General features: G+C 72.9%; 18 protein-coding genes. 2 read left to right on the top strand and 16 right to left on the bottom strand.

What is annotated here, in order from left to right:
* Nucleotides 1–68: 68 nt before the first annotated feature.
* The gene (locus ABD841_RS09090) at nt 69–1052 is read left to right on the top strand and encodes a hypothetical protein (RefSeq protein WP_344969709.1); all 984 of its coding nucleotides are present in this window, start codon (nt 69–71) and stop codon (nt 1050–1052) included.
* 21 nt (nt 1053–1073) lie between these two features.
* On the top strand, nt 1074–2054 hold the full coding sequence (locus ABD841_RS09085) for an SIS domain-containing protein (RefSeq protein WP_344969708.1): 981 nt from the start codon (nt 1074–1076) through the stop codon (nt 2052–2054).
* A 131-nt stretch (nt 2055–2185) separates the two neighbouring features.
* Here the strand turns inward: ABD841_RS09085 and ABD841_RS09080 are convergent, their stop codons facing one another.
* The 16 genes from ABD841_RS09080 to hutU form a co-directional block, all read right to left on the bottom strand.
* Nucleotides 2186–4858: a sensor histidine kinase gene (locus ABD841_RS09080; RefSeq protein WP_344969707.1), complete on the bottom strand. Its 2673-nt coding sequence runs from the start codon at nt 4856–4858 to the stop codon at nt 2186–2188.
* Between the two features lie 709 nt (nt 4859–5567).
* Nucleotides 5568–6155 (bottom strand): GTP-binding protein, encoded by a 588-nt coding sequence (locus ABD841_RS09075; RefSeq protein WP_344969706.1) that lies wholly within the window; start codon nt 6153–6155, stop codon nt 5568–5570.
* Entirely contained in the window at nt 6136–6501 is a 366-nt protein-coding gene (locus tag ABD841_RS09070; protein ID WP_425581963.1) for a DUF742 domain-containing protein, read from the bottom strand. Before ABD841_RS09070 ends, ABD841_RS09075 begins: the two co-directional genes overlap by 20 nt.
* A 39-nt stretch (nt 6502–6540) precedes the next feature.
* Nucleotides 6541–6963, bottom strand: coding sequence for a roadblock/LC7 domain-containing protein (locus ABD841_RS09065; protein ID WP_425581962.1), 423 nt, complete (start codon nt 6961–6963; stop codon nt 6541–6543).
* A complete protein-coding gene (locus tag ABD841_RS09060; RefSeq protein WP_344969705.1) occupies nt 6960–10007 on the bottom strand; it encodes a sensor histidine kinase in 3048 nt (1015 codons plus the stop codon). The genes ABD841_RS09065 and ABD841_RS09060 overlap by 4 nt, the downstream gene beginning before the upstream one ends.
* Nucleotides 10008–10136: 129 nt before the next feature.
* The gene (locus ABD841_RS09055) at nt 10137–12413 is read right to left on the bottom strand and encodes a [protein-PII] uridylyltransferase (RefSeq protein ID WP_344969703.1); all 2277 of its coding nucleotides are present in this window, start codon (nt 12411–12413) and stop codon (nt 10137–10139) included.
* 3 nt (nt 12414–12416) lie between these two features.
* A complete protein-coding gene (locus tag ABD841_RS09050; RefSeq protein WP_093259464.1) occupies nt 12417–12755 on the bottom strand; it encodes a P-II family nitrogen regulator in 339 nt (112 codons plus the stop codon).
* Complete coding sequence (locus tag ABD841_RS09045) at nt 12752–14062, bottom strand: ammonium transporter (protein ID WP_344969699.1); 1311 nt, start codon at nt 14060–14062, stop codon at nt 12752–12754. Before ABD841_RS09045 ends, ABD841_RS09050 begins: the two co-directional genes overlap by 4 nt.
* 556 nt (nt 14063–14618) lie before the next feature.
* Entirely contained in the window at nt 14619–15557 is a 939-nt protein-coding gene (locus tag ABD841_RS09040; protein WP_344969698.1) for a sigma-70 family RNA polymerase sigma factor, read from the bottom strand.
* A 214-nt stretch (nt 15558–15771) separates the two neighbouring features.
* Complete coding sequence (gene hutI / locus ABD841_RS09035) at nt 15772–16941, bottom strand: imidazolonepropionase (protein ID WP_344969696.1); 1170 nt, start codon at nt 16939–16941, stop codon at nt 15772–15774.
* Nucleotides 16938–18314: a formimidoylglutamate deiminase gene (locus ABD841_RS09030; protein ID WP_344969694.1), complete on the bottom strand. Its 1377-nt coding sequence runs from the start codon at nt 18312–18314 to the stop codon at nt 16938–16940. The genes hutI and ABD841_RS09030 overlap by 4 nt, the downstream gene beginning before the upstream one ends.
* On the bottom strand, nt 18302–19465 hold the full coding sequence (locus tag ABD841_RS09025) for an allantoate amidohydrolase (RefSeq protein ID WP_344969850.1): 1164 nt from the start codon (nt 19463–19465) through the stop codon (nt 18302–18304). Before ABD841_RS09025 ends, ABD841_RS09030 begins: the two co-directional genes overlap by 13 nt.
* 176 nt (nt 19466–19641) lie before the next feature.
* Complete coding sequence (locus tag ABD841_RS09020; RefSeq protein ID WP_344969693.1) at nt 19642–20328, bottom strand: SDR family oxidoreductase; 687 nt, start codon at nt 20326–20328, stop codon at nt 19642–19644.
* A gap of 10 nt (nt 20329–20338) precedes the next feature.
* Nucleotides 20339–20533: a hypothetical protein gene (locus ABD841_RS09015; RefSeq protein ID WP_344969690.1), complete on the bottom strand. Its 195-nt coding sequence runs from the start codon at nt 20531–20533 to the stop codon at nt 20339–20341.
* A gap of 49 nt (nt 20534–20582) precedes the next feature.
* Nucleotides 20583–21440 (bottom strand): MurR/RpiR family transcriptional regulator, encoded by an 858-nt coding sequence (locus ABD841_RS09010; protein WP_344969688.1) that lies wholly within the window; start codon nt 21438–21440, stop codon nt 20583–20585.
* Nucleotides 21441–21545: 105 nt separating this feature from the next.
* Nucleotides 21546–23201 (bottom strand): urocanate hydratase, encoded by a 1656-nt coding sequence (gene hutU, locus ABD841_RS09005; RefSeq protein WP_344969686.1) that lies wholly within the window; start codon nt 23199–23201, stop codon nt 21546–21548.
* Nucleotides 23202–23409 lie beyond the last annotated feature (208 nt).

Below are 23409 nucleotides of genomic sequence, written 5' to 3'. Positions count from 1 at the left end.
TATTCACCGTTCGCCGGTTCCGTCCACTCCCTGCCCCCTTCGCGGCTGGCTTCTCAATCGACACTCAATTGTCGTCGATCTCCGGGGGTGATCGGGTACGCGAGCGGGGCTTCGACGTCGACCAGACCAACCACTCCGTGGTAGTGGGCGAGAGCGTGGTTGTGAAATGGCTCACCCCGCCCGCCCCGCTCCCCCAGCCGACGCCCGACGTGTTCGCCCACCTGACCTCGGTGGGCTTCACCGCCACCGCCACCCCGTACGCGTCCGTCTCGCGCCGCGCCGGCGACGGCACCGAGCTGCTGCTCGCGCTGGTCACGGCCTACCTGCCGGACGCCGCGGACGGCTGGGAGTGGTGCGTGGACGAGGCCGTCTCCGGGCGCACCGCCTTCGCCGCCGACCTGGGCGTCCTCTCCGCCGACCTGCACGCCGCGATGGCCACCCCGTCCGCGACCTTCCCCGACCCGGTACGGCAGGCGCCGGCGGCGCCGGCCGGGGAGCACCCCTGGTCGGTCCGGGCCCGGCAGGCACTGGACGAGGCGCTGGCGGTGACCGACGGCGAGGACGGGGACTGGCTCGCCGCACGCGCGGACGCGCTCCGCGCCGAGCTGGCCCCGCTGACCTCGGTGGGCACCACCCCGTTGATCCGCATCCACGGCGACCTGCACGTCGGCCAGATGCTCCGCTGGCGGGACGGCTACGCGGTGATCGACTTCGACGGCAACCCGACCGTCACCGGCGCCGACCCCTTCCAGCCCGCGGCCCGCGACCTCGCCCAGCTCACCACGAGCCTGGAACACGTCGGCCAGGTCGCGATCAAGCGCCGCGGCGCCGACCCCGCGGCGACCCGCGAGTGGGCCGCCGCGGCCCGCGCCGCGCTGGAGTCCGCCTACCGGGAACGCCTGGCGGGGCTCGGCCGCGCCACGCTCCTGGACCGTTCCCTGGTACGCCCCTTCGAGATCGAGCAGGAGTGCCGGGAGCTCATCTACGCGGCCCGGCACCTGCCCCGCTGGCGTTACGCCCCGATGGGGGTCCTACGGTCCTGGTACCGGTGACCGAACGTTGAAGGAGATCATGTGAAACCCGAGCTGTACCTCGCCGACCTGGAGGCCAAGCCCGCCGCCCTGGCCGAGCTGGCGGGCACCCTGGAGACCGGCGACCCGTTCGCGGGGATCCCGGCCGGCGTCAGGCGGGTGCTCTTCCTCGGCATGGGCAGCTCCCGGTACGCCGCCCGGGTGGCCGCGCTGCGCCTGCGGGCGGCGGGTGTGGACGCGGTGGCCGAGTACGCCTCGGCGTCCCTGTCGTACCCGGCGAGCCCGGACACGCTGGTCGTGGCGATCTCCGCCACCGGCGGCAGCCGGGAGACCCTGGACGCGGTCGAACGCCACCATGGCCGGTCCTTCGTGCTCGCCCTGACCAACAAGCCGGGCTCGGCCGTCACCGAGGGCGCCGACCTGGTGGTCCCGATGGTCGCGGGCGAGGAACGCGGCGGCGTCTCCTGCCGGACGTTCCAGCACACCATCGCCCTGCTGCTGGCCCTGGGCGGCCGCCTCACCGGCCGGGCCGGCACCGCCGGCGGCTTCGACCGGGACGTGCCCGCGCTGCTGCGCCGCACAGCCGAGGCGACCGCGGACCTGCTCGACCGGCGCGGGGAGTGGCTGGAGCCCGCGGCGGACCTGCTCGACGGCCCGCACGGCGTCTACGCGATCGCCCCCGCCGAGCGCCTGTCCTCCGCGGAGCAGTCGGCCCTGATGGTCCGGGAGGGGCCCCGCAGGGCGGCCGACGCGTGTGAGACCGGCGACTGGGCCCACGTGGACGTCTACCTCACCAAGACCCTCGACTACCGGGCCATCCTGTTCCCCGGCTCCCGCTACGACGAGCAGGCCATGGACTGGATCCGCCGGCGCGGCTCCACCGTCCTGACCGTCGGAGGCGAACTGCCCGGCGCCAAGGCGTCCGTACGCTACCGCCACGACGACGACCCCGACGTGGCGCTCCTGACCGAGACCCTGGTGGCCGAGCTCGTCGCCGCCCGGTGGTGGCTCGCCGGGTCCTGACCCGCGGCGACCGTGCCGGCGCCCACGCCGGCAGAGGACGCAGGCCGCCGAGGACGCGCCCGAGGAGGGCGGGGGCGGGTCCCGGCTCCCGCGGAGCCGCCGGCCGCCGTCCCGGTGTCCGCCCCGCGCGGTCAGCGCTCCCGGTCCGGGATCTCGTCGCGGGCCTTGCGCACGCCCTCCTGGAAGCTCGTCATCCGGCTGCGGGCCCGCTCGGCGGAGCGGGAGGCGTCGGCGGGCCGGGGGCGCACCGGGGGCTGCGGCCGCGAGGGGCTCACCGAGCCGGGTACCAGGTTCGCCCTGGGCGTCCGTTTGGGCAGGCCCGCCGCGATCGTTCCGCCCAGTGCCGGGATGCTCGCCGCCTGCGCGGCCCGCCAGCCGCCGTCCCCGGGCGACGACCAGGAGCCGGGCCCGGCCGGGCGTCCCACGGGAGCGACTCCGGAGGCGGCGGGACCGCCGGAGCCCGGCGCCGCGGAAGCACCGGAACCGGAGAAGCGAGCGGGATCGGAGGAGGGGACGCCGGTGTCCGCGGCGGAGGCCGGGGCGGAACCGGAGATCCGGAACCAGCCCGACTCGACCGAGGCGAAGATCGGCAGGTAGTCGTCCTCCCCCGGCGGTGACGTGCCCGCCCGGGGCGGCGGCCCGGTCTCGTTCGCTCCGGTGGAGCCGGGGAGGCGGTCGAGGGGGCCGGGGGGCGGGAACGCGCTGCGCTCGCCGGTGGGGCGGGGCCGTTCCGGGGGCGGACTCCACACGCTCGGCCCGGTCGTCCCCGGTGGCCTGTTCCACAACGGCGCGGGGGACGCCTCCGGAGCGACCGGCGCCGCGAGCACGGGCGCCCGCGGAGGCGCGACGGGCATGGCGGACGCGGCGACGAGCAGTGACTCCGGGAGCGTGACCATCGCGGTCAGGCCGGTTTCCCGGGGATGGAGCCGGACGCGGATACCGTGTCTGAGCGCGAGACGGCCGACCACGAACAGGCCGATGCGGCGGGCGACGGAGGCGTCGGCCACCTGCGGGTCGGCCAGGCGCCGGTTCGCCTCGGCCAGCTCGCCGGGGGTCATGCCGATGCCCTGGTCGGTCACCGCGACCATCACGCCGCCGTCGACCCGGTCGCCGGACACCGTGACCGGGGTTCCCTTCGGCGAGAACGAGACGGCGTTCTCCACCAGTTCGGCCAGCAGGTGGACGACGTCGCCCACCGCGGGGCCCGCGACGGCGGCACCGGAGCCGGCCCGGATCGTCACCCGGTCGTGGTCCTCCACCTCCGACAGGGCGACGCGGATCACCTCCGTCAGCTCGACCGGCCGCTGCCGGCGCCGCGCGGCCTCCTGCCCGGCCAGGACGAGCAGGTTCTCGCTGTTGCGGCGCATGCGGGTGGCCAGGTGGTCGAGTGCGCGCAGGTCCGCCAGCCGCCGGTCGTCGCGCTCGCCGCGCCCCAACCGCTCGACGAGGGTGAGCTGGCGCTCCACCAGCGCCTGGCTGCGCCGGGAGAGGCTGACGAACATCGCGTTCACGGTGTCGCGCAGTCTGGCCTCCTCGCCCGCGAGCCGGACGGCCTCCCGGTGGACCTCGTCGAACGCCCGCGCGACCTCGCCGATCTCGTCCCGGGAGACGATCCCGATCGGCGGTATGCCGGCGACGACCTCGCCGCCGCGCGACTCGCGGACCCGCCGGACGTACGAGGGCAGCCGCTCCTCCGCGACGTCCAGCGCCTCCCGGCGCAGCAGCCGCAACGGCCTGACCAGGGAGCGCGCCACCCCTGTGGTGATCGTCGGCACGATCAGCAGCAGCCCCGTGACGGCCCCGGCGACGAGCAGGGCGCGGGTCCGCTCGCCGTCGCGGAGCTCCTGGCTGCGGACGACGATGTCCTGGGCGTGCCGTTTCTCGACGCCGCGCATCTGGTCGATCACGGCCGTGGCGGCCTCGTACCACTGCCCGGCGTCGTTTCCGGCCGCCGGGTCGAGCCCTTTCAGGGAAGCTCCCGCGGCGGCGCGGCGCAGCGCCAGCTCGCGGAGGGATCCGGCCCGGCCGGCGGCGCGGCCGTCGACGGTCTCGTCGAAGACGCGGCGCTCCTCGCTCCCGGTCCCGGCGGCGAAGCGTTCGCGCTCGGCGCGCTCGACGGCGAGTGCGCCGAGGAACTGTTCCAGCTGCTCCCGCTCGAACCGCCCGGCCACGAGCGCCACCGTCAGCAGCGCCCGCTGGTACGACAGCGCCTCCTTCGCGCGGACGAGCGCGTCCAGGGTCAGCGCCCGGCTGACCAGGACGTCGTCGGCGGCGCCCCTGCCGAGCTCGTCGTGGAGGGAGAGCAGGTCGGCGATGATCGGGGAGTAGGCGGCGACGGCGGCGTCGGGTGACAGCGTCGACTGCAGCGCCTGCCGGCGGAGCGGGGCGAGGTCCTCCAGCCGGGCGAGCACGGTCTCGACCTCGTCCCCGGTGCGGCCGCCCACCTGCCCGCCGAGCAGGACGCCGCTCTCGCGGACGCGGGCCGCGGCGTCGTCCACCAGGTCCGTCCGGGCCCGCATGTCCCGCACGCCGCTCTCCGGGCGGCCCAGGGCGATGAACCAGGCCGTGCGGTCGCGTTCCTCGGCCAGCTCGTGGGCGAGCGCGCCGACGCGGTCGGAGAGCCGGGCGAGGTCGTTGACCCGCTGATAGTCGTCGGCCGCGCTCATCGAGGCGAGCACCTGGACTCCGCCGAGCAGCACCGCGGCGACGGTGGGGACGAGGACGAGCGCGACGAGCCGCGACCGCACCCGCCAGTTCCCCGGGCGGAGGCCGCCGCCCGCCTCCCGGACCGTATATGTGCTCACCGAACGCTGCCTCTCGGTGGACGAACCCGTGGCCGAATTTCCCTTGGTTCCCGGTAATTCGAGCACATCCCAACCGGCGGAGCCAAGGGAGCGCCAAGGGAACACCGCTCGGTGAATGTCCGTTCCCCGGAATTGGCGACCGGAACCCAGGACTACAGCTCAGGACTGGAAACCGCGTTTCGGTCATCCGAATACTCGCATTATGCATTTCTCAGTCGATATGGCTGTTTACATCGTTCCAGAGGTGCGATCACGTAACGGCCGGATGCGACCATCCCGCGACGATTACGCCGCTGCGTTCTCCGATGTCTCCGCGATATCTTGACCTCTCCCGCGGGCACCCTCACGGGATCGGCGCACCGGGCCCCGAGGGAGACGGCACCCCCGCCCGGCGGTGCCGCGACCACGGTTCACGCCCCGGAAAGCCGCCGGCCCGGCCGGGAGGCGGCTCGCGGGAGTCGCCACGGCCTCCCGGCGGGGAGAAACAATCGAACCGTTTACGCGGAAAGCGATGAAACGCTGATCGAGGCGGCCCGGAAGCACACGCCGCCGACGTATTTCCACGGACCGCGGCTTTTTCCCCGATGGAACCGGCGACGGCCATCCGTCCGCCATACACGAGGGGGCCCGGGAAAAGCCGCGGAGAAACCTCGGAGGAACAGGGCCCAGACCGGTGTGCCGGGCGCGCCGCACGCCGGAGGAACGCGCCTCAGACCGGCGTGCCGTACACCGCGCGGACCCGCAGGACGTGCTCGACCAGGGTGATGAGCGTGGCCTTGACCGAGTCGCGGGCGCGGGCGTCGGTCCGCACGATGGGGACGTGCGGGGCGAGGGCGAGGGCCTCGCGCACCTCCTCCTCGGTGTGCGGGAACTCCCCGTTCCAGCCGTTGACGCCGACCACGAAGGGCAGCCGGGCCTCTTCGAAGTAGTCGATCGCCGGGAAACCGTCGGCCAGCCGCCGCGTGTCGATCAGGACCACCGCGCCGATGGCGCCGCGCACCAGGTCGTCCCACATGAACCAGAACCGGTGCTGGCCGGGGGTGCCGAACAGGTACAGGATCAGGTCGCGGTCCAGAGAAAGGCGACCGAAGTCCATGGCCACGGTGGTGGTCGCCTTGTCGGGGGTGAGACCCAGATCGTCGATGCCGGCGCTGGCGTCGGTCATCACGGCCTCGGTGGTCAGCGGCAGGATCTCCGACACCGATCCCACGAACGTGGTCTTGCCGACGCCGAAACCACCCGCGACAACGATCTTCGTTGACGACAGGCCACCGTGGTCAGAGCCTGCGAAGTCCACTGAGAACCCTTTCGAGCATGGTGAGATCCGGCTGTCCCTCGTCGAGGTGCGGCTGGTGGATGCGGACGAGGCCCTCATCGACCATGTCCGCCACGAGCACGCGGGCCACACCGAGCGGAATCCTCAGCAGCGCCGAGATCTCAGCGACCGACCGGAACGAACGGCAGAGCCTGATGATCGCCTCCTGCTCCGGGGTGAGCAGGGCGAGTTCCTCCTCCATGAGAAAGGACGACGAGACCAGTGTCTCCAGCGCCAGGTGGAAACGAGGCTCCGCCCGCCCGCCGGTGACGGCGTACGGGCGGAACAGGGGCTCCTCGTCCCCCATGATTCCGTCACTCCCGAGCACGGCCCTCTCCCGTGCGGGACCCTCCCCGGAACGCGGCCACTACCGGCTCCGGACGGACTGCAGCTCGGCCCGGAGGGCGGGGGTGAGCACCTGCCCCGCCCGGTCGACGAGCAGCGTCATCTGGTAGGCCACCAGGCCCATGTCGCAGTCGGGGGCGGCCAGCACCGCGAGCGCCGAACCGTCGCTGATCGCCATGACCAGCAGCAGGCCGCGTTCCATCTCGACCACGGTCTGGGTGACGGCACCGCCCTCGAACACGCGCGACGCCCCCACGGTCAGGCTGAGCAGGCCCGCCGCGACGGCGGCGAGCTGGTCGGCCCTGTCGTCGGGGAACCCCTCGGAACTGGCGATCCGCAGTCCGTCCGCCGAGACGCACACCGCGTGCGCGACACCGGGGGTGCCGCGGACGAACTCGGTGATCAGCCAGTCGAACCTGCGTGCCTCATGGCTCAGGGTCGTCACGAACTCTCCTCCTTGTCCACCAGGCTCCTCGTGGTTGCCTCGACTACTTCAGCACGGCCCCGCCGTACACCTTGCTGGAAACTGGAAAGCCGGCTGCGCACCCGATCCGCCGAGCCGGGCGGCATGGGGGCGGCGGGCGTGCCGGGCGCCGCGGCGCCCGGCACGAGGTTCGCCTTGGGGGTGCGCCTGGGCAGGCCCGCCGGGGTGATTCCGCCCAAGGTGGGGTCGTTCGCCGCCTGGGCGGCCTGCCAGCCCGCGTCGGAGGGGGTCCGCCAGTCACCCGGCCGGTGCGGCCGGGCGGGCTCCGCGGTGATCTGCCCGTCGGGCTCCGCGACCGGCGCGTGCCGGGCTTCGTAAACCGGCATGCCGATCGGGGGCGTGGACGCCTCAGCCCAGGACTCGTCCGGCCGGCGCTCGTCCGCCCCGGCCGCCGGCTCCGGTGCCCGGTCCACCGGCCGGGCGGCGGTCTCGCCCCGGGCCGCCTCGTCCGCCCGGCGGAACCAGGCCGACTCGACCGAGGCGAAGATGGGCAGGAACTCCTCCCCCTCGGGTTCGAGCGGGGAGACTCCCACACTCGGCATGGGCGCGGCCGGCGGGTCGTAGGAGTCGTTGCTCCAGGCGGAGAAACCGGGCGTGGGAGCGGCTCCCCTGTTGCCGTTGACCTGACGCTTGGGGAGCGGAACACCGCTGCTCGTCGGGATGCTCGGCGGCCCCGCGAACGCCGGACCCTGCGGTGCGTGACCGGTCTGGCCGCCGGGCTGCGGGGCGGGCCCGGACGCCGGGGTGTCCGGGAGGCCGGGAAAGGAGGCCCTGCCGGACGAGGTCTGCTCGAACGACGACTGACCGAACGACGACTGACCGGACGAGGTCTGCTCGAACGACGACTGACCGAACGACGACTGACCGAATGCGGACCGGTCGGGCGAGCCGCCCTGCCCGGCCGGGACCGGACCGGTGGGAACCGGCCCCGCCGGGCCTTGCCGGACCGGCGGCCGGCCGGAGAAGGACTGGCCGGGGGAGCCCTGCGGGGACACCGGCTCCGCCCCCCAGGACGGGGTCTGCGTGGGCTGCACCGCCGAGATGACGAGCTCCGACGGGAGAAGCACCATGGCGACGAGACCGCTGCCCTCCTGCGGGCGGAGCTGAACGCGGACGCCGTGGCGCAGCGCCAACCGGCCGACGACGAACAGGCCCATCCGCCGGGAGACCGAGACGTCGACGACGGGCGGGTCCGCCAGACGGCGGTTGATCTCCATCAGCTCGTCGGCGGGCATGCCGATGCCCGCGTCGCTGACCGCGAGCAGCGCGCCGCCGCCCTCGACCATGCTGCTGGAGACGACGACCTGGCTGGCCCTCGGGGAGAATTGGAGAGCGTTCTCGACCAGCTCGGCGACCAGGTGGACGATGTCGTTGGCGGCGCTGCCCGCGACCGAGATCGTGCGGTGGACCTTGACCTGGACCCGTTCGTAGTCCTCCACCTCGGAGAGCGAGGCGCGCACGACGTCGACGAGCTTGGCCGGCTGGCTGCGTCTGCGGGGCGGCTCGTGACCGGCGAGGACCAGCAGGTTCTCGGAGTTGCGGCGCATGCGGGTGGCCAGGTGGTCGAGCCGGAACAGGTCGGCCAGCCGGCCGCCGTCCTCCTCGCCCTTCTCCAGGCCGTCGATCAGTGAGATCTGCCGCTCGACCAGCGTCTGCGTGCGGCGCGACAGGTTGACGAACATCGCGCTGATGTTGGAGCGGAGCTCGGACTCCTCGGCGGCCAGGCGCACGGCCTGCCGGTGGACCTCGTCGAAGGCCTTGGCGACCTCGCCGATCTCGTCCTTGCCCTCGACGGAGATGGGGGCGACGTCGGGTGTCCGGCTGTCACCGGAGACCCGCAGCCGCCGCACGACCTCGGGCAGCCTGAAGCCCGCCACCTCCAGCGCCTCGGCCCGCAGGCGGCGCAGCGGCATGACCATCGAGCGGGCGATGAGAACCGTCAGGCCGAGGACGAGCAGGAGCAGGAGCAGGATCAGCGCGGAGGCGATGATCGCATTGCGCTGCTCGGTGTCCTCCAGCGTGCGGGCCCGGGTGATCACGTCACCGGCGACCTTGGTCTCGACCTTCCGCATCTGGTCGAGGGTCGCGGTGTTGTCCGAGAACCACTGCTTGACCGCGTTCGCGTCGCTCAGCAGCCGCCCGGTGTGGTCCGAGTCGCCGGCGAGCACGATCGCCCTGGACTTGGTCAGCTCGGCGCGGTGCACCCGCTCGTCGATCAGCGCGGTGACGAGGAGCTGGCTGTTGGCCGGGCTCGCCTCCACGCCGAAGTCCGCCTTGAACTCCTCCATCCGGGAGCGGGAGGCGATGAACTTCTCGATCTCCTGCGGGTTGATCAGCGACGGCGCGTAGTAGCCGGCCAGCAGCCGGGCGCGCTGCTTGGAGACCTCCTCCTTGGCGTAGGCGAGGGCGCTGAGCGCGCGGGTGTTACCGATGATCTCCGGGTCGTCGCTGACCAGCGTGAGCTCCTCGTGGAGCCGGAGCAGCGGGGCGATCATGAGGCTGTAACGTTCCACGCGGTTGGTGCCGGGCAGCCGGCGCAGCTCGGGGAGGCCTTCCAGCTGGTAGGAGACGTCCCTGGCCGCCTTGACCGCGCGGACGCCGTAGGCGTCGTCGATGCCCTGAAGCTCCGGCTTCACCTTCTTGACCAGCGTGTCGACCAGCTTGCGCTGCGCCTCGTCGCTCTCCTGAAGCCCTCTGTTCGAGGGCTGGAACATCGCCCAGGCGCCCCGGTCGCGCTCCAGGCCCAGTGCCTGGGCCAGGTCGCGCAGGCTGCCCGAGTACTCCGCCGCGGTGGCCGTGCGCTGGTAACCGGACACGCTGTCGACGGAGTCGACCACGCGCGCCCCGGCGAGCACCACACCCACCGCGGTCGGCACCAGGATCAGAGCCGTGAGACGCGACCGGACGCGCCAGTTCCGCAGACCGAACCGGGTGGCGGAACGCTTGCCGCGGTCGTTCGCGGAGGCGCTCCCGCTCTCGGTTGCCGCCGTCGTCGCCGTCGTCACCGCTCTCGCCACCCTTCACCTCACAGAGCAAGTGGTTTCATATAACCACAAGGTCACGGGCAAGAATCGGCAAAGACGACAAACCGGACTTAATCGGTACGAAGGCGACTAGAGATTGATTGTCTATCGTTATCGCAGGGCAGCCAGCACCTGATCCCGCACCTGCGCCCGCTGGACCTCGTCCGTCAGCGGCCGGCCGGCTCTGTCGACCACGTAGAAGACGTCCACCGCCTCCGCGCCGAGGGTCTCCACACGCGCGGCTCGTACGTCGAGGCCGCACTCCCCGAACGCCCTGCCGATCCGCCACAGCAGCCCCGGACGGTCATGGGCGCGCACCTCGATGACCGTCGCGGTGTTGGAGGCGTCGTCCACCAGGGTCACCCGGGGAGGCGCCACCGGGACGCGGGCCGGACGGAGCGCCCTGGTCCTCCTGGCCAGGCGTTGCTCGATGTCGAGGCGGCCGGCCAGCACCAGCCGCAGGTCGGCCTCCAGGGTCGCGGGGTCGGGCGGCGAGCCGTACTCCGGCACGACCGAGAACTCGATCACGGCGGTCGAACCCGCCGAGGCCGCGGAGGCGGCGCGGACCACCATCCGGTGCGCGGCGAGCACCCCGGCCGCGCGCCAGAGCAGCCCGGCCCGGTCCGGCGCGACCACGGTGACCGCTCCCCCGTTGACCCGGACGGCACCGCCGCCGTGGCGGGCCAGGGACGCCTGCTCCACCGAGAGCGAGGGCGCGGGCGGCAACGGGGTCCCGGAGAGCACCGAGCGGACCCGGCGTACCAGGTCGGCGACCAGCGAGGCCTTCCAGGAGTTCCAGGCGGCGGGCCCGGTGGCGTGGCCGTCGGCCACGGCGAGGGCCGCGAGCAGTTCGAGCACCTCTCGTGAACCCACGGCCTCGGCCACCCTGGAGATCGTCACCGGGTCGTCCAGGTCACGGCGGGTGGCCGTCTCGGGCAACAGCAGATGGTGGCGGACCACGGTCTCCAGGATCTCGACGTCCGCCGCGGGCAGACCCATCCGGGTGCCGATGTCGCGGGCGACCACGGCGCCGGTGGTGGAGTGGTCGCCGGGGTAGCCCTTGCCGATGTCGTGCAGGAGCGCGGCGATGAGCAGCAGGTCGGGCCGGGACACCTCACGGGTGAACGAGGCGGCCCCCGCGGCGGCCTCGATCAGGTGCCGGTCGACGGTGTAGCGGTGCACCGGGTTGCGCTGCGGGCGGTGCCGCACCCGCTCCCAGTCGGGCAGCAGGCGGACCAGCACGCCCGCCTGGTCCAGCTCCTCCCAGACCGGCACGGCGGCGCGGCCCGCGCCAAGCAGGGCGACCAGGGCGTCGCGGGCCTCGTCGGGCCAGGGCACGGGGAGCGGCGGCGACTGCGCGGCCAGCGTGCTGACCGTGGCGGGCGCCAGCGGCAGCCCGGCCTCCGCGGCCGCGGCCGCGGCGCGCAGCACGAGCACCGGATCCTTGCGCGGGTTGACCCCGCGGGCGAGCACGACTTCGCCGCCGTGCTCGACGACGCCGTCGGCGAGCGGCCGGCGGCCCCTCGGCGTGGGACCGGTCAGCAGCCGGTCGACGGTGCGCCAGGTGGCGTCGAAGGAGTGCGAGATCGTCCTGGCGGCCTCGGCGAGCCTGCGCATCAGCGCCTCGGCGTCGAGAAGGCCCAGGACTCCGGCGACCGCGTCCTGCTCCTGGAGCACCAGGCGGTCGGCGCCGCGGGCGGTCACCAGGTGCAGGCCGTGCCGGATGTCGAGCAGCAGCTCGTAGGCCTCGCGGACGCGCGGGCCCGGGGCCGAGGCGACCCAGGCCGCGGCCACGGCCTGCATCGCCTGCACGTCGCGCAGGCCGCCGCGGGCGTCCTTGAGGTCGGGTTCGAGGAGGAACGCCAGTTCCCCGCTTGACTCCGCCCGTTTGTCGGCGGCGTCCCGCAGCTCGCCCAGCCTGCGCCGGGAGTCGGCGCGCCACTCGGCGAGCACGGTCTCGCGCGCCGAGCGCGTCAGTTCCGGGTCTCCGGCCACGTGCCGGGCCTGGATGAGCCCGAGGACCGCCTTGAGGTCCTCCCTCGCGACCTTGGCCGCCTCCTCCACGGTGCGCACCGAGTGGTCGAGGCCGACGCCGGAGTCCCAGATGGGATACCAGACGCGGTCGGCGATGCGGGCCACGTCCTCACGGCCGTCGTGGAGCAGCACCAGGTCCAGGTCGCTGCCGGGTGCCAGCTCCGAGCGTCCCAGGCTGCCAACCGCGACGAGCGCGACTCCGCTCAGGGCGCCGCGCTCGTCGTTCCTCGTCATTCCCCCGTTGGGCCCGTACGGCGAGCCGCAGGCGGTGCGGAGCAGGTCCGTCAGCCAGCGGTCGATGTCCGCGGCCCGCTCCTTGCGGGCCGCGGCGTACGAGCGGGTGTCGCCTCTCACCGGTTAGAGCGCCTCGGGTCCGCGTTCCCCGGTGCGGACCCGGACCACCGTGTCCACGGGAACGGACCAGACCTTGCCGTCACCGATCTTGCCGGTCTGCGCGGCCTTGACGATGACGTCGATGACGTCCTCGGCGTCGTCCTCCTCGGCGAGCACCTCAAGGCGGACCTTGGGCACCAGGTCGACCTGGTACTCGGCGCCCCGGTAGACCTCGGTGTGACCGCGCTGGCGACCGTACCCGCTGGCCTCGCTGACGGTCATGCCCTTGATGCCGAACTGCTCCAGGGCGGCCTTCACGTCATCGAGCTTGAAGGGCTTGATGACCGCGGTGATGAGTCTCATGCGTCCACCTTCTTAGACGCCGGGGCGGGAACCGGACCGTTGACGGCGGCCACGCCCGAGGAGTGGATGGTGCCGAGGTCGTAACCGGTCTCGGCGTGGGTGGTGATGTCGACGCCGGTGATCTCCGCCTCGGCGTTGATGCGGAAGCCCATCACCTTGTCGATGACCTTACCGATGATGTAGGTCACGACGAAGGAGTAGGCGCCCACCGCCACGGGGCCGAGGACCTGCAGGCCGAGCTGCGTCCAGCCGCCGCCGTAGAACAGGCCCTTGTTCTGCCCGTCGAGGAAGGGGTAGGCGGCGACGAAGCCGAGCGCCACGGCGCCGATCACACCGCCGACCAGGTGCACGCCGACCACGTCGAGGGAGTCGTCGTAGCCCAGTTTGTACTTCAGGCCGATCGCGTAGGCGCAGGCGGCGCCGGCGAGCAGGCCGATGAGCATCGCGGCCCAGGGGTCGACGAAACCGCAGGCGGGGGTGATGGCGACCAGGCCGGCGACCGCGCCGGAGGCGACGCCCAGGGAGGTCGCGTGACCGTCGCGGAACTTCTCGACGACGAGCCAGGCGCCCGCGGCGACGGCGGTGGCGATCTGGGTGTTCATGAAGGCCAGGCCCGCCGTACCGTCGGCGGCGAGCTCGGAGCCCGCGTTGAAGCCGAACCAGCCGAACCAGAGCAGGCCCGCGCCGAGCAGGACCAGGGTCAGGTTGTGCGGGCGCATCGGTTCCTTGCGCCAGCCCGCGCGCTTGCCGAGCACCAGGGCGAGGGCGAGCGCCGCGGCTCCGGCGTTGATGTGCACGACCGTGCCACCGGCGAAGTCCTCGATGCCCAGCTGCGTCAGCCAGCCACCGCCCCAGACCCAGTGGGCGACGGGGAAGTACACGATGGTGGCCCACACGATGGTGAAGACGACCCAGGCGCCGAACTTGGCCCGGTCGGCGATGGTGCCGCTGATCAGCGCCACCGTGATGATGGCGAAGGTCAGCTGGAAGGCGGAGAAGACCATCATCGGGAAGGTGTCGTTGTAAGCGGCCTCGTTGACGCCCATCAGCCCGATGTTGTCGAGCCCACCGACGATCTTGTTGAGGAAGCCGCTGGCGTTGTCAACGGCGTCGAACGCGAGCGAGTACCCGTAGAGGACCCAGGTGATCGTCACCGTGATGATGCTGACCCACGACATCATCATCATGTTGAGAACGCTCTTGGCCCTGGTCATGCCCCCGTAGAAGAACGCGAGACCCGGGGTCATGAGCAAAACGAGCGCGGTGCTCACGAGCATCCAGGCTGTGGAGCCGCTATCGATCTTCATGCGAAGCGACCCTCCTTCCAATTGGCGTTTTGCCGGTTTCACATCGCAGTGGACGCTTCCAGGGCTCCGTCGACCGGCCGCGCACTGACGTTGCGCCACAGCGTGTTCTTCTGCCGTTTCATGGCGCGACCTTGCGTGTTTCGCATCTGTGAAACTCGGCCGCATGGTGTTTCGACCATGTTTCGGACAGGTTGTCCCTTGGCCGGAAGATGACCAAAACGGGGGGTGGGCAGGGCTTGACCCAAGGATCCGTAAGGCGCGACGGCCATCCGCCACACCGGTGCCGCCGCCGCACCACCCCTCGCCGCCGTCGCAGCCTCACCGTGGATCATCAGGGCACCATCAGGGCGCCGGGGCGCCGAGGGTCCGCTCGGCGCACCGCGGGCGCCCCTCTCCGGGGCCGCCGGAAAGCCGCCCGGAGGTCGTCGCACCCGGGCCGGCCCAACCGGAACAGCGGCAACGGCGCGGAACGAAAAGGGCGGAACAAAAAAGATCCGGTACGGCCCGCACGGGCCGTACCGGATCATGGGCCGTCAGGCGGCCCGGGTCATGGTCGTCAGGCGGCCGCGGCCATCTTCCGCAGCCGGGCCAGGGCGTCGCGCTCGATGCGCCGGGCACGGTCACGGCCGATGCCGTAACGCTCGCCGACCTCGGTCAACGTGTGCTCGCGCCCGTCCATCAGGCCGTACCGCCAGCGAAGCATCTCGCGGGTCTGGCCCTCCAGGCCGGTCAGCCACTCCTCCAGGCGCTCGCGCTCCAGGATGTCCATCGCCTGCTGCTCGGGATCGGCCCACGTCTCGTCGGCGATCATGTCACCCAGCTCGGTCTCGTCCTCGTCGCCCACGCCCAGCTGGAGGGAGACGGGGTCGGAGGCCCAGCGGCGGAGCTCGCGCACCCGCTCGATGGGGAGTTCGAGCACCTCCGCCAGGTCGGCATCGGTCGGCTCCTGGTCCAGCTCCGCCAGCATGTCGCGGCGGACCCGCATCAACCTGGTCATCTGCTCACCGGCATGGGTGGGCAGGCGCACCGGGCGGGCCTGCTCGTGGATGGCACGGCCCACGGACTGGCGGATCCACCAAGTGGCATATGTGGAGAACTTGTATCCACGCCGGTAGTCGAACTTCTCGACCGCACGGACCAACCCCAGGTTGCCCTCCTGGACCAGGTCGATGAGGGGCATTCCCCGCCCCGAATATTTGCGCGCAACCGCCACCACAAGACGTAGATTGGCCTGGATGAATTCGTCCTTGGCCCGTCGCCCCGAAATGGCCAGTCGTTCAAGCTCCTCATCGGCGGCGTCCGCGATCCGCGGCTCCGTCAACCCGCCGTCCAGCAACTGCTCCGCGAAGAGGCCCGCCTCGATCCGCTTGGCGAGCTCGACCTCCTCCTCCGCGGTGAGCAGGGGCACCCGTCCGATTTCTGCCAGGTATGTCCCGAGCAGGTCTCGATCCGAGACGTGCTGATCCTGCGTCCGATTCCCCGTCGGCCTTGCCATCCGATGGCACCTCGCTCCGCCTGCTTATGACATGCCCGCACGCTCGTTCAATGCCCCGTGCGTGCGGACAGGTCGCTTGACTTATCAACGGCTGGATCAGGGCAAAGATTCCCTCAAGAAGTACGCCTGGAGAATGGTTTTGGATTTCCTCCCTAAGGAGGATGTCTCCAGGCATGTCATGACAAGGCGTGCGGCTTCCCCGGAGGTGGGAGGCTCAAACCATGCGGCGCCCCTCTCTCCACACCTGCATCACCAGCGGTACCCCGGGGCGGTAGGCGAGATGGACGTACGTCGGCGCGTCCAGGATCACCAGGTCGGCGCGGGCCCCCACCCGCAGCGTGCCGACGTCGGCGCGGCGCAGCGCCCTGGCCCCGCCGTACGTGGCGGCCCTGACCGCCTCCAGCGGTGTCATCCGCATCTCGCGGACCGCCAGCGCCACGCAGAACGGCATCGACGAGGTGAAGGAGGAGCCCGGGTTGCAGTCGGTGGCCAGCGCGACCGTCACCCCGGCGTCCAGCAGGAGGCGGGCGTCCGGGTACGGCGAGCGGGTGGAGAACTCGGCACCGGGCAGCAGGGTGGCGACCACCCCCGCGGACGAGAGCGCCGCGACGTCGTCGGCGGTCAGGTGGGTGCAGTGGTCGGCGGAGGCCGCGCCCACCTCGGCCGCGATGCGGATCCCCGGGCCGGGGCCGAGCTGGTTGGCGTGGATCCGCGGCAGCAGCCCCGCTCTCACCCCCGCGAGGAGGATCTCCCTGCTCTGGTCGGCGTCGAAGGCGCCTCGCTCGCAGAACACGTCCACCCACCGGGCGTGCGGCGCGCAGGCCTGGAGCATCTCCCCGGTGACGGTGCGGACGTAGTCGTCGGCCGAGGAGGCGTCCGGCGGGACGACGTGCGCGCCCAGGTAGGTGGTCTCCTCCGTGAAGCCCCGGGCGATCTCCAGGGACCGCCGCTCGTCCTCCACCGTGAGGCCGTAGCCGCTCTTGATCTCGACCGTGGTGGTCCCCTGGGCGAGCATCTCGGAGACCAGTGCGGCGGTACGGGCCGCGAGGTGGACGTCGGTGGCGGCGCGGGTGGCCGCGACGGTGGTACGGATGCCCCCGGCCGTGTACGGGCGCCCGGCCATCCGGGCGGCGAACTCCGCCGTGCGGTCACCCGCGAAGACGAGGTGGGCGTGGCTGTCGACGAAGCCGGGGATCACGCAGCGCCCGTCGACGTCCACCCGCCGGTCGGCGGCCGGGGCGGCGGCGGCCGGGCCGGCCCAGGCCACCCGGCCGTCCGCCACGACCAGGGCCGCGTCCTCGATCTCCTCCCGCGCCGGGTCGCCGGTGTAGAGCAGGCCGATGCGATCGAAAAGGGTGCTCGTCGGCCGCCCGTCATTCCTCACGCCTCTCCTCCCCCGTGCCGCTTCTCCCCCCGCGCCTCGGCGATCGCGCCGGCGAGCATGGCGCCCACGTCGCCGAGGACGTGGCGGCCGTCGGTGACCACCTGCCGGCCGCTCGACACGACCGAGTGCACGTCGGCGGCCGTCGCGGCGAAGACGACGTTCTCGGCGACGTGGGCCGGGGAGGTCCCGGCGGTGCGGACCGAGTCGAGACGCACCGACACCAGGTCGGCCCAGGCCCCCGGCACGAGCATGCCGGCGTCGGGGAAGCCGAGCGAGGCGTGCCCGGCGGTGGTGGCGGCGTCCAGCAACTCGGCGGCCGACCAGTGGCCGCGCCGCTCGGTGGCCAGCCGCTCGTCCAGCTCGACCGCGCGGGCCTCCTCGAACAGGTCGATGACCGCCTGGCTGTCGGAACCGAGCGTGATCGGCGACCCGGCCTCGAACAGCGCCCTGGCCGGGCCGATGCCGTCGGCGAGGTCGCGTTCGGTCGTCGGGCACATGCACACGTGGGTGCGTGAGGCGCCGAGCAGGGCGACGTCCACGTCCGAGAGGTGCGTGGCGTGCACGGCGGTCGACCGGGGGCCGAGCACGTCGTGCTCGGCGAGCACCTGGACCGGGCTGGCGGCGTACATCTCCACCGCGGCGGTGTTCTCCGCCCGCTGCTCGGAGACGTGGACGTGCAGCGGGACCGCGTGGTGCCGGGAGAACTCCCCGACCACCCGCATCTGCTCGGCCGGGACCGCCCGCACCGAGTGCACGGCCACGCCGATCTCCACGTCCCGTTCCCCCCGGTAGTGGGAGTAGAGCCCGGCGGCCCGCGCCGCCCACCTGTCGGCGTCGCCGTCGCCGAAGCGCAGCTGGACACCGCTCAGCGGGGTGCCGATCCCGCCGGTCAGGTAACAGGTGTCCAGCAGCGCGATGCGCAGGCCCGCCTCGCGCGCCGCCTGGACGAGAGCGTGCCCCATGGCGTTCGGGTCGTCGTACGGCACGCCGCCCGCGGCGTGGTGCAGATAGTGGAACTCCCCGACGCACGTGATCCCGGCCAGCGCCATCTCGGCGAAGACGGCTCTGGCGAGCCGGAGGTAGGAGTCGGGGTCGAGCGTGCCCGCCACCCCGTACATCTGCTCGCGCCAGGTCCAGAAGCTGCCCTTCTCCCGCTGTGTCACCCCGCGCAGGGCCCGGTGGAAGGCGTGGGAGTGGGCGTTGGCCAGCCCGGGGATGGTCAGCCCCGCGAGCCGGACGGTCCCGCCGGGCGGGTTGGCCACGCCGGGGACGACCTCAGCGATCATGGAGTCCTCGACCTTGACGAGGACTCCGGCGACGACCTCGCCCGGCGGCAGCCAGGCCAGCTCGCACCAGTAGTTCAGTTCGTGCACAGATCCTCCAAGACCGCGGCGAGGGCGGCCACCCCCGCATGGCAGTCGTCCGTCTCCGCGTGTTCGTCCGGGGAGTGAGAGATTCCCGTTGGGTTGCGGACGAACACCATGGCGCTCGGCACGCCCGCCGACGCGAGGATCCCGGCGTCGTGCCCGGCCCCGGTCGGCAGGAGCGGCGCGCCCCCGGCGGCGGCGGCGACCCGCTCCCTGAGGACCGCGTCGAAGTCGACAACCGGGGTCCACGACTCGACGGCGACCTCGGCGCCGGAGAACTCGGCCAGCTCGGCGACCAGTGCCCTGACCGCGTCCTCGTCGCCGCCCCGGGCGTCCAGCCAGGCGGTGACCAGGCCGGGGATGGCGTTGGCGTTGTTGGGCGAGACGCGTGTCCTGCCGAAGGTGGCGACCACGCCGCGACGCTCGGCGGCCTGGCGGGCGTGCAGGACGGTGCGGGCGAAGGGCAGCATCGGGTCGTCGCGGTCGGCCAGGCGCGTGGTGCCCGCGTGGTTGGCCTGTCCGCGGAAGTCGAAGCGCCAGCGGCCGTGCGGCCAGATGGCCGAGGCGACGCCGACCGGCCTGCCGCGGTGGACCAGATACCGGCCCTGCTCGACGTGGAGCTCGACGAAGACGCCGATGTGCCGCAGGGTCTCCTCGTCGCGGCCCAGGCCGCCCGGGTCGCGGCCGGCCCGGCGCAGCACCTCGGCCAGCGAGTCGCCCTCGTCGTCGGCGAGCGCGCGGGCCCGGTCGGGGTCGAGGACCCCGGTCAGCAGGCGGGAGCCGACGCAGGGGACGCCGAACCTGGCGCCCTCCTCGTCGGTGAAGCAGGCCACCCCCAGGGGGCGGCCCGGCTCGACGCCCCGGGCTCGCAGCAGGTCGAGGGCCGCGAAGGCCGACACCACGCCGAGGGGGCCGTCGAAGGCGCCGCCCTGCCGGACCGAGTCGAGGTGGCTGCCGGTGACCACCCCCGGCCGGGCCGACGGGTCGCCCCACCAGGCCCACAGGTTGCCGTTGCGGTCTTCCCGCAGGTCGAGGCCGCGTCTGACGGCCTCCTGGCGGAACCAGAGCCGGAGCTCCATGTCGGCGGGCGACCACGCGTCACGCAGGTAGCCCCCCGTCCGGGCGTCACGTCCGAGGTGCGCGATGGCACCCCACATCTCGTCGAACACCCTTCCATTATGTGAATGGCCCCATTCATTGGCGAGCCCGGCGTGCCGGGAGACCGGTCCGCCGGGAGAAGGGCGGGGCGGAAGGGCGGCGCCGGGCGGAAGAACGAGGTGGAAGAGCGGGACGGAAGAGCGGGGCCGGGCGGAAGGACGCGACCGGAGCGGCCTCAGTTGGGAGAACCCGCCGTGGGACGGACGGTGATCTCGGTGACATGGGCGTCCGGGGTGGCGGTCACGGCCGCCGCCACCACCCGGGCCACCGAGTCGGGGTCGAGGTAGTTCTCCGGCTCGTAGTCGCCGCCCTCCTGGGCGCGCAGCCCGCGCTGCATGTCGGTGGCGGTCCGCCCCGGGTAGACCGTGGTCACCCGGAGCCGCCGCTCCTCCAGGCGGAGCCCGTCGGCGAAGGCGCGCAGCGCGAACTTGCTGGCCGAGTAGCAGGTCCAGGCCGGGTTGGCCCGCTGCCCCGACCCGGAGTTGATCAGCACCACGTGCCCCTGGGCGGCGCGCAGCGCGGGCAGCAGCAACCGGGTCAGCTCCGCCACCGCGACGACGTTGACCTCCATCGTGCGCCGCCACGCCTCGGCCGGGGTCTCCTCGATCCGGCCCAGGGTCATCACGCCCGCGCTGTGCACCAGCACGTCGAGCCGGTCGATCCCGGCGACGTCGGCCTCGGTGACGGCGGTGAGCTCCACCGGCCAGGGCCGCGCGCCCGGCAGCTCCGCGCACATCGCGGCCAGCGCCTCGGGATCACGGCCGCCGAGCAGCAGATCGTACGTGGGGGCGAGGGCTCGCGCGACGGCGGCCCCGATCCCCCGGGATGCTCCGGTGACCAGCGCGGTCGGACGTGTGGACATGCCGATCACCCTACTCGGGGCGGAAGGTCTCCGTTCCCGGGCGCTCCGGCGTGACCGCGGGGGCGTCCTCCCGCGGGTACCCGAAACCGTCCGAGCGCGCCCTGACGACGGCGGCCTCTCCGACGGCCCGGTCCCGCCTGCCGCCGGCCTCCGGCCTCATGCCGGCGACGGCGACCACCCCGCGCCGGCCGGTGGGCTCGATCACGCGGATCGCCGGCCGGGCCCGGGCCGGGACCGGAGCCCTCCGCGGTCCGTCAGTCGAACTGGTCGGTGAAGACCCCGGCCTGGTCGATCATGCGCTCGTACTCGTCCAGCCGGGCCCGTGTCCGCAGCGGCGCCGCGTCGGCCATCGCCTCCACCAGCACCATGGCCAGCGCCAGCGGCGCCGCGTGCGAGTCGAAGACCAGGCGCTCGCCGACGGGGGCGGCGAGGATCACGTCGGCCTCGAAGGGCACGTCGCGCCGGTCGGTGATCACTGCCGTGCGCAGGCCGAGGTCGCGGGCGATCCGCAGAGCCCGCACGGCCTCGGCCGGGTAGCGGGGCAGGATCACCGCGACCAGCCAGCCGGCGCCCGCCCGGCGGGCGGCGTGCAGGCCGTCCGCCAGCTCGGACCCGCCGTGGGTCAGCAGGCGGACATCGGGGTGGATCCGGCGGGCGAAGTAGGCGAAGGTGGTGGCCAGCCCGCTCGACACCCGCAGGCCCAGCACCGGCAGCGGCTCGCACCCGGCCAGCTTGATGCCCAGGTCCGTGACGTCGGAGGGGTCGCTCAGGCTCTCGCGCACCTTGCGCAGGTTCTCGATCTCCGCGTCGATCGCGGTCTGCAGGTCGTTGGCCCGCGACGGGCCGCACCCGCCCACGACGAGAGGCCGGAGCGCCTGCCTGAGCTCGGGGTACCCGGCGAAGCCGAGCACCATGGCGAACCTCGTGACCGACGGCTGGCTCACCCCGGCCCGGTCGGCCAGCTCGACGCTGGACAGGAAGATCGCCTCCGGCAGGTGGTCGCCGATGTAGCGGGCGATGCGCCGCTGCACGGGTGAGAGCCGCCGGCCCTGCAGAAGCTGATCGAGTCCGTCCCCCACGTCCTCTCCAACCTCCCGATCGCTCACGAGCATTCCCTCCCCGTCCCACCCCGGTGTCGTTCATACACCGAGGCAGGGCGCGGCGGGAGCGGCGGGCCCGGATTCACACACCGCCCCCGGGATCCGTGCACCGAGGTGTCAGGATTCGCGCATGGGGACGCGGACGCCCCGCTCCTGCGCGACGGTCACGGCCTCCTCGTAGCCGGCGTCGGCATGGCGGATCACGCCGGTGCCGGGGTCGTTGGTGAGGACCCGGTTGAGCTTCTCGGCGCCGAGAGCGGTGCCGTCGGCGACGGTGACCTGGCCGGCGTGGACGGATCGGCCGATGCCGACGCCGCCGCCGTGGTGGATGGAGACCCAGGCGGCACCGGAGGCCACGTTGAGCATCGCGTTCAGCAGCGGCCAGTCGGCGATCGCGTCGGAGCCGTCGGCCATGCCCTCGGTCTCGCGGTACGGGCTGGCGACGCTGCCGCAGTCGAGATGGTCGCGGCCGATCACCAGCGGGGCCTCGATCTCCCCGGAGGCCACCATGTCGTTGAAGCGTTCGCCGGCCAGGTGGCGCTCGCCGTAGCCGAGCCAGCAGATCCGGGCCGGCAGGCCCTGGAAGTGGACCTTCTCCCCGGCCATGCGGATCCACCGGGTCAGTGGCTCGTTGTCGGGGAAGAGCTCGCAGATCGCCCGGTCGGTCTTGGCGATGTCGGCGGCCGATCCGGACAGTGCCGCCCAGCGGAAGGGCCCCTTGCCCTCGCAGAACAGCGGCCGGATGTAGGCGGGCACGAACCCGGGGAAGTCGAAGGCCCGGGTGTAGCCCGCGAGCTGCGCCTCACCCCGGATGGAGTTGCCGTAGTCGAAGACCTCGGCCCCGGCGTCCTGGAAGCCGACCATGGCTTCCACGTGCCTGGCCATGGACTCGCGGGCCCTGCGGGTGAACCCCGCCGGGTCCTTCTCGCGCTCGTCGGCCATGTCCTCGAAGGCCATGCCGACCGGCAGGTACATCAGCGGGTCGTGCGCGGAGGTCTGGTCGGTGACGATGTCGATCTCGGCGCCCCTGCGCAGCAGCCCGGGCACGGCCTCGGCCGCGTTGGCCCGCACGCCGATGCTCAGCGGGACGCGCCGGTCGCGGGCGTCGTACGCCAGGCGGAGCGCCTCGTCGAGGTCGGCGGCCCGGACGTCGAGGTAGCGGTGCTCGATCCGCCGGTCGATCGACCTGGGGTCGCAGTCGACGCAGATCACCACGCCGCCGTTCATGGTGACGGCCAGCGGCTGGGCGCCGCCCATGCCGCCGAGGCCGGCGGTCAGCGTGATCGTGCCGGCCAGGCTCCCGCCGAACCGTTTGGCGGCCACCGCGCCGAAGGTCTCGTAGGTGCCCTGCAGGATGCCCTGGGTGCCGATGTAGATCCAGGATCCGGCCGTCATCTGCCCGTACATGGTCAGGCCGGCGGCCTCCAGGCGCCGGAACTCCTCCCAGGTGGCCCAGTCGGGCACCAGGTTGGAGTTGGCGATCAGCACGCGCGGGGCCCACTCGTGCGTGCGGAACACCCCGACGGGCCGGCCCGACTGCACCAGCAGCGTCTCGTCGCCCTCCAGGGTGGTCAGGGTGCGGGTGATCGCCTCGAAGGAGCGCCAGTCACGCGCGGCCCTGCCGGAGCCGCCGTAGACGACGAGCTGCTCCGGATGCTCGGCCACCTCGGGATCCAGGTTGTTCTGGATCATCCGGAGCGCCGCCTCCTGCGGCCACCCCTTGGCGGTGAGCGTGGTGCCGCGCGGCGCGCGCACAACCCGGCTGCCGGTCATGCCCGACCTCCCCTTCCGGAATGAATGAACGCATTCATATTTGTCACCCGGAGGCCACAGGTCAACCCGGCGGAGGGGGGCGCCGCGGGCGGCAGGCCCGTGACGCCCCCCTCGTGGGAGCCGTCACGATCATCACGCCCCGGCCCTCGCCCCGCACGGACGGGATCGGGAGATCGGATTCGGCACGCGCCCGATGGGCGCCCCTGTG

It is taken from the genome of Streptosporangium fragile, from assembly GCF_039534445.1.
GTDB classification, from domain to species: domain Bacteria; phylum Actinomycetota; class Actinomycetes; order Streptosporangiales; family Streptosporangiaceae; genus Streptosporangium; species Streptosporangium fragile.
The sequence above is the reverse complement of the archived record's forward strand: the minus strand, read 5'-3'. Positions and strand labels throughout refer to the sequence as shown.

Bases quoted from the DNA above. Each gene is read 5' to 3' on its own strand.
- ABD841_RS09050 (WP_093259464.1), bottom strand. From the start codon at position 12,755: ATGAGACTCATCACCGCGGTCATCAAGCCCTTCAAGCTCGATGACGTG.
- ABD841_RS09045 (WP_344969699.1), bottom strand. From the start codon at position 14,062: ATGAAGATCGATAGCGGCTCCACAGCCTGGATGCTCGTGAGCACCGCG.
- ABD841_RS09040 (WP_344969698.1), bottom strand. From the start codon at position 15,557: ATGGCAAGGCCGACGGGGAATCGGACGCAGGATCAGCACGTCTCGGAT.
- ABD841_RS09025 (WP_344969850.1), bottom strand. From the start codon at position 19,465: ATGTGGGGTGCCATCGCGCACCTCGGACGTGACGCCCGGACGGGGGGC.
- ABD841_RS09020 (WP_344969693.1), bottom strand. From the start codon at position 20,328: ATGTCCACACGTCCGACCGCGCTGGTCACCGGAGCATCCCGGGGGATC.
- ABD841_RS09010 (WP_344969688.1), bottom strand. From the start codon at position 21,440: ATGCTCGTGAGCGATCGGGAGGTTGGAGAGGACGTGGGGGACGGACTC.
- hutU (WP_344969686.1), bottom strand. From the start codon at position 23,201: ATGACCGGCAGCCGGGTTGTGCGCGCGCCGCGCGGCACCACGCTCACC.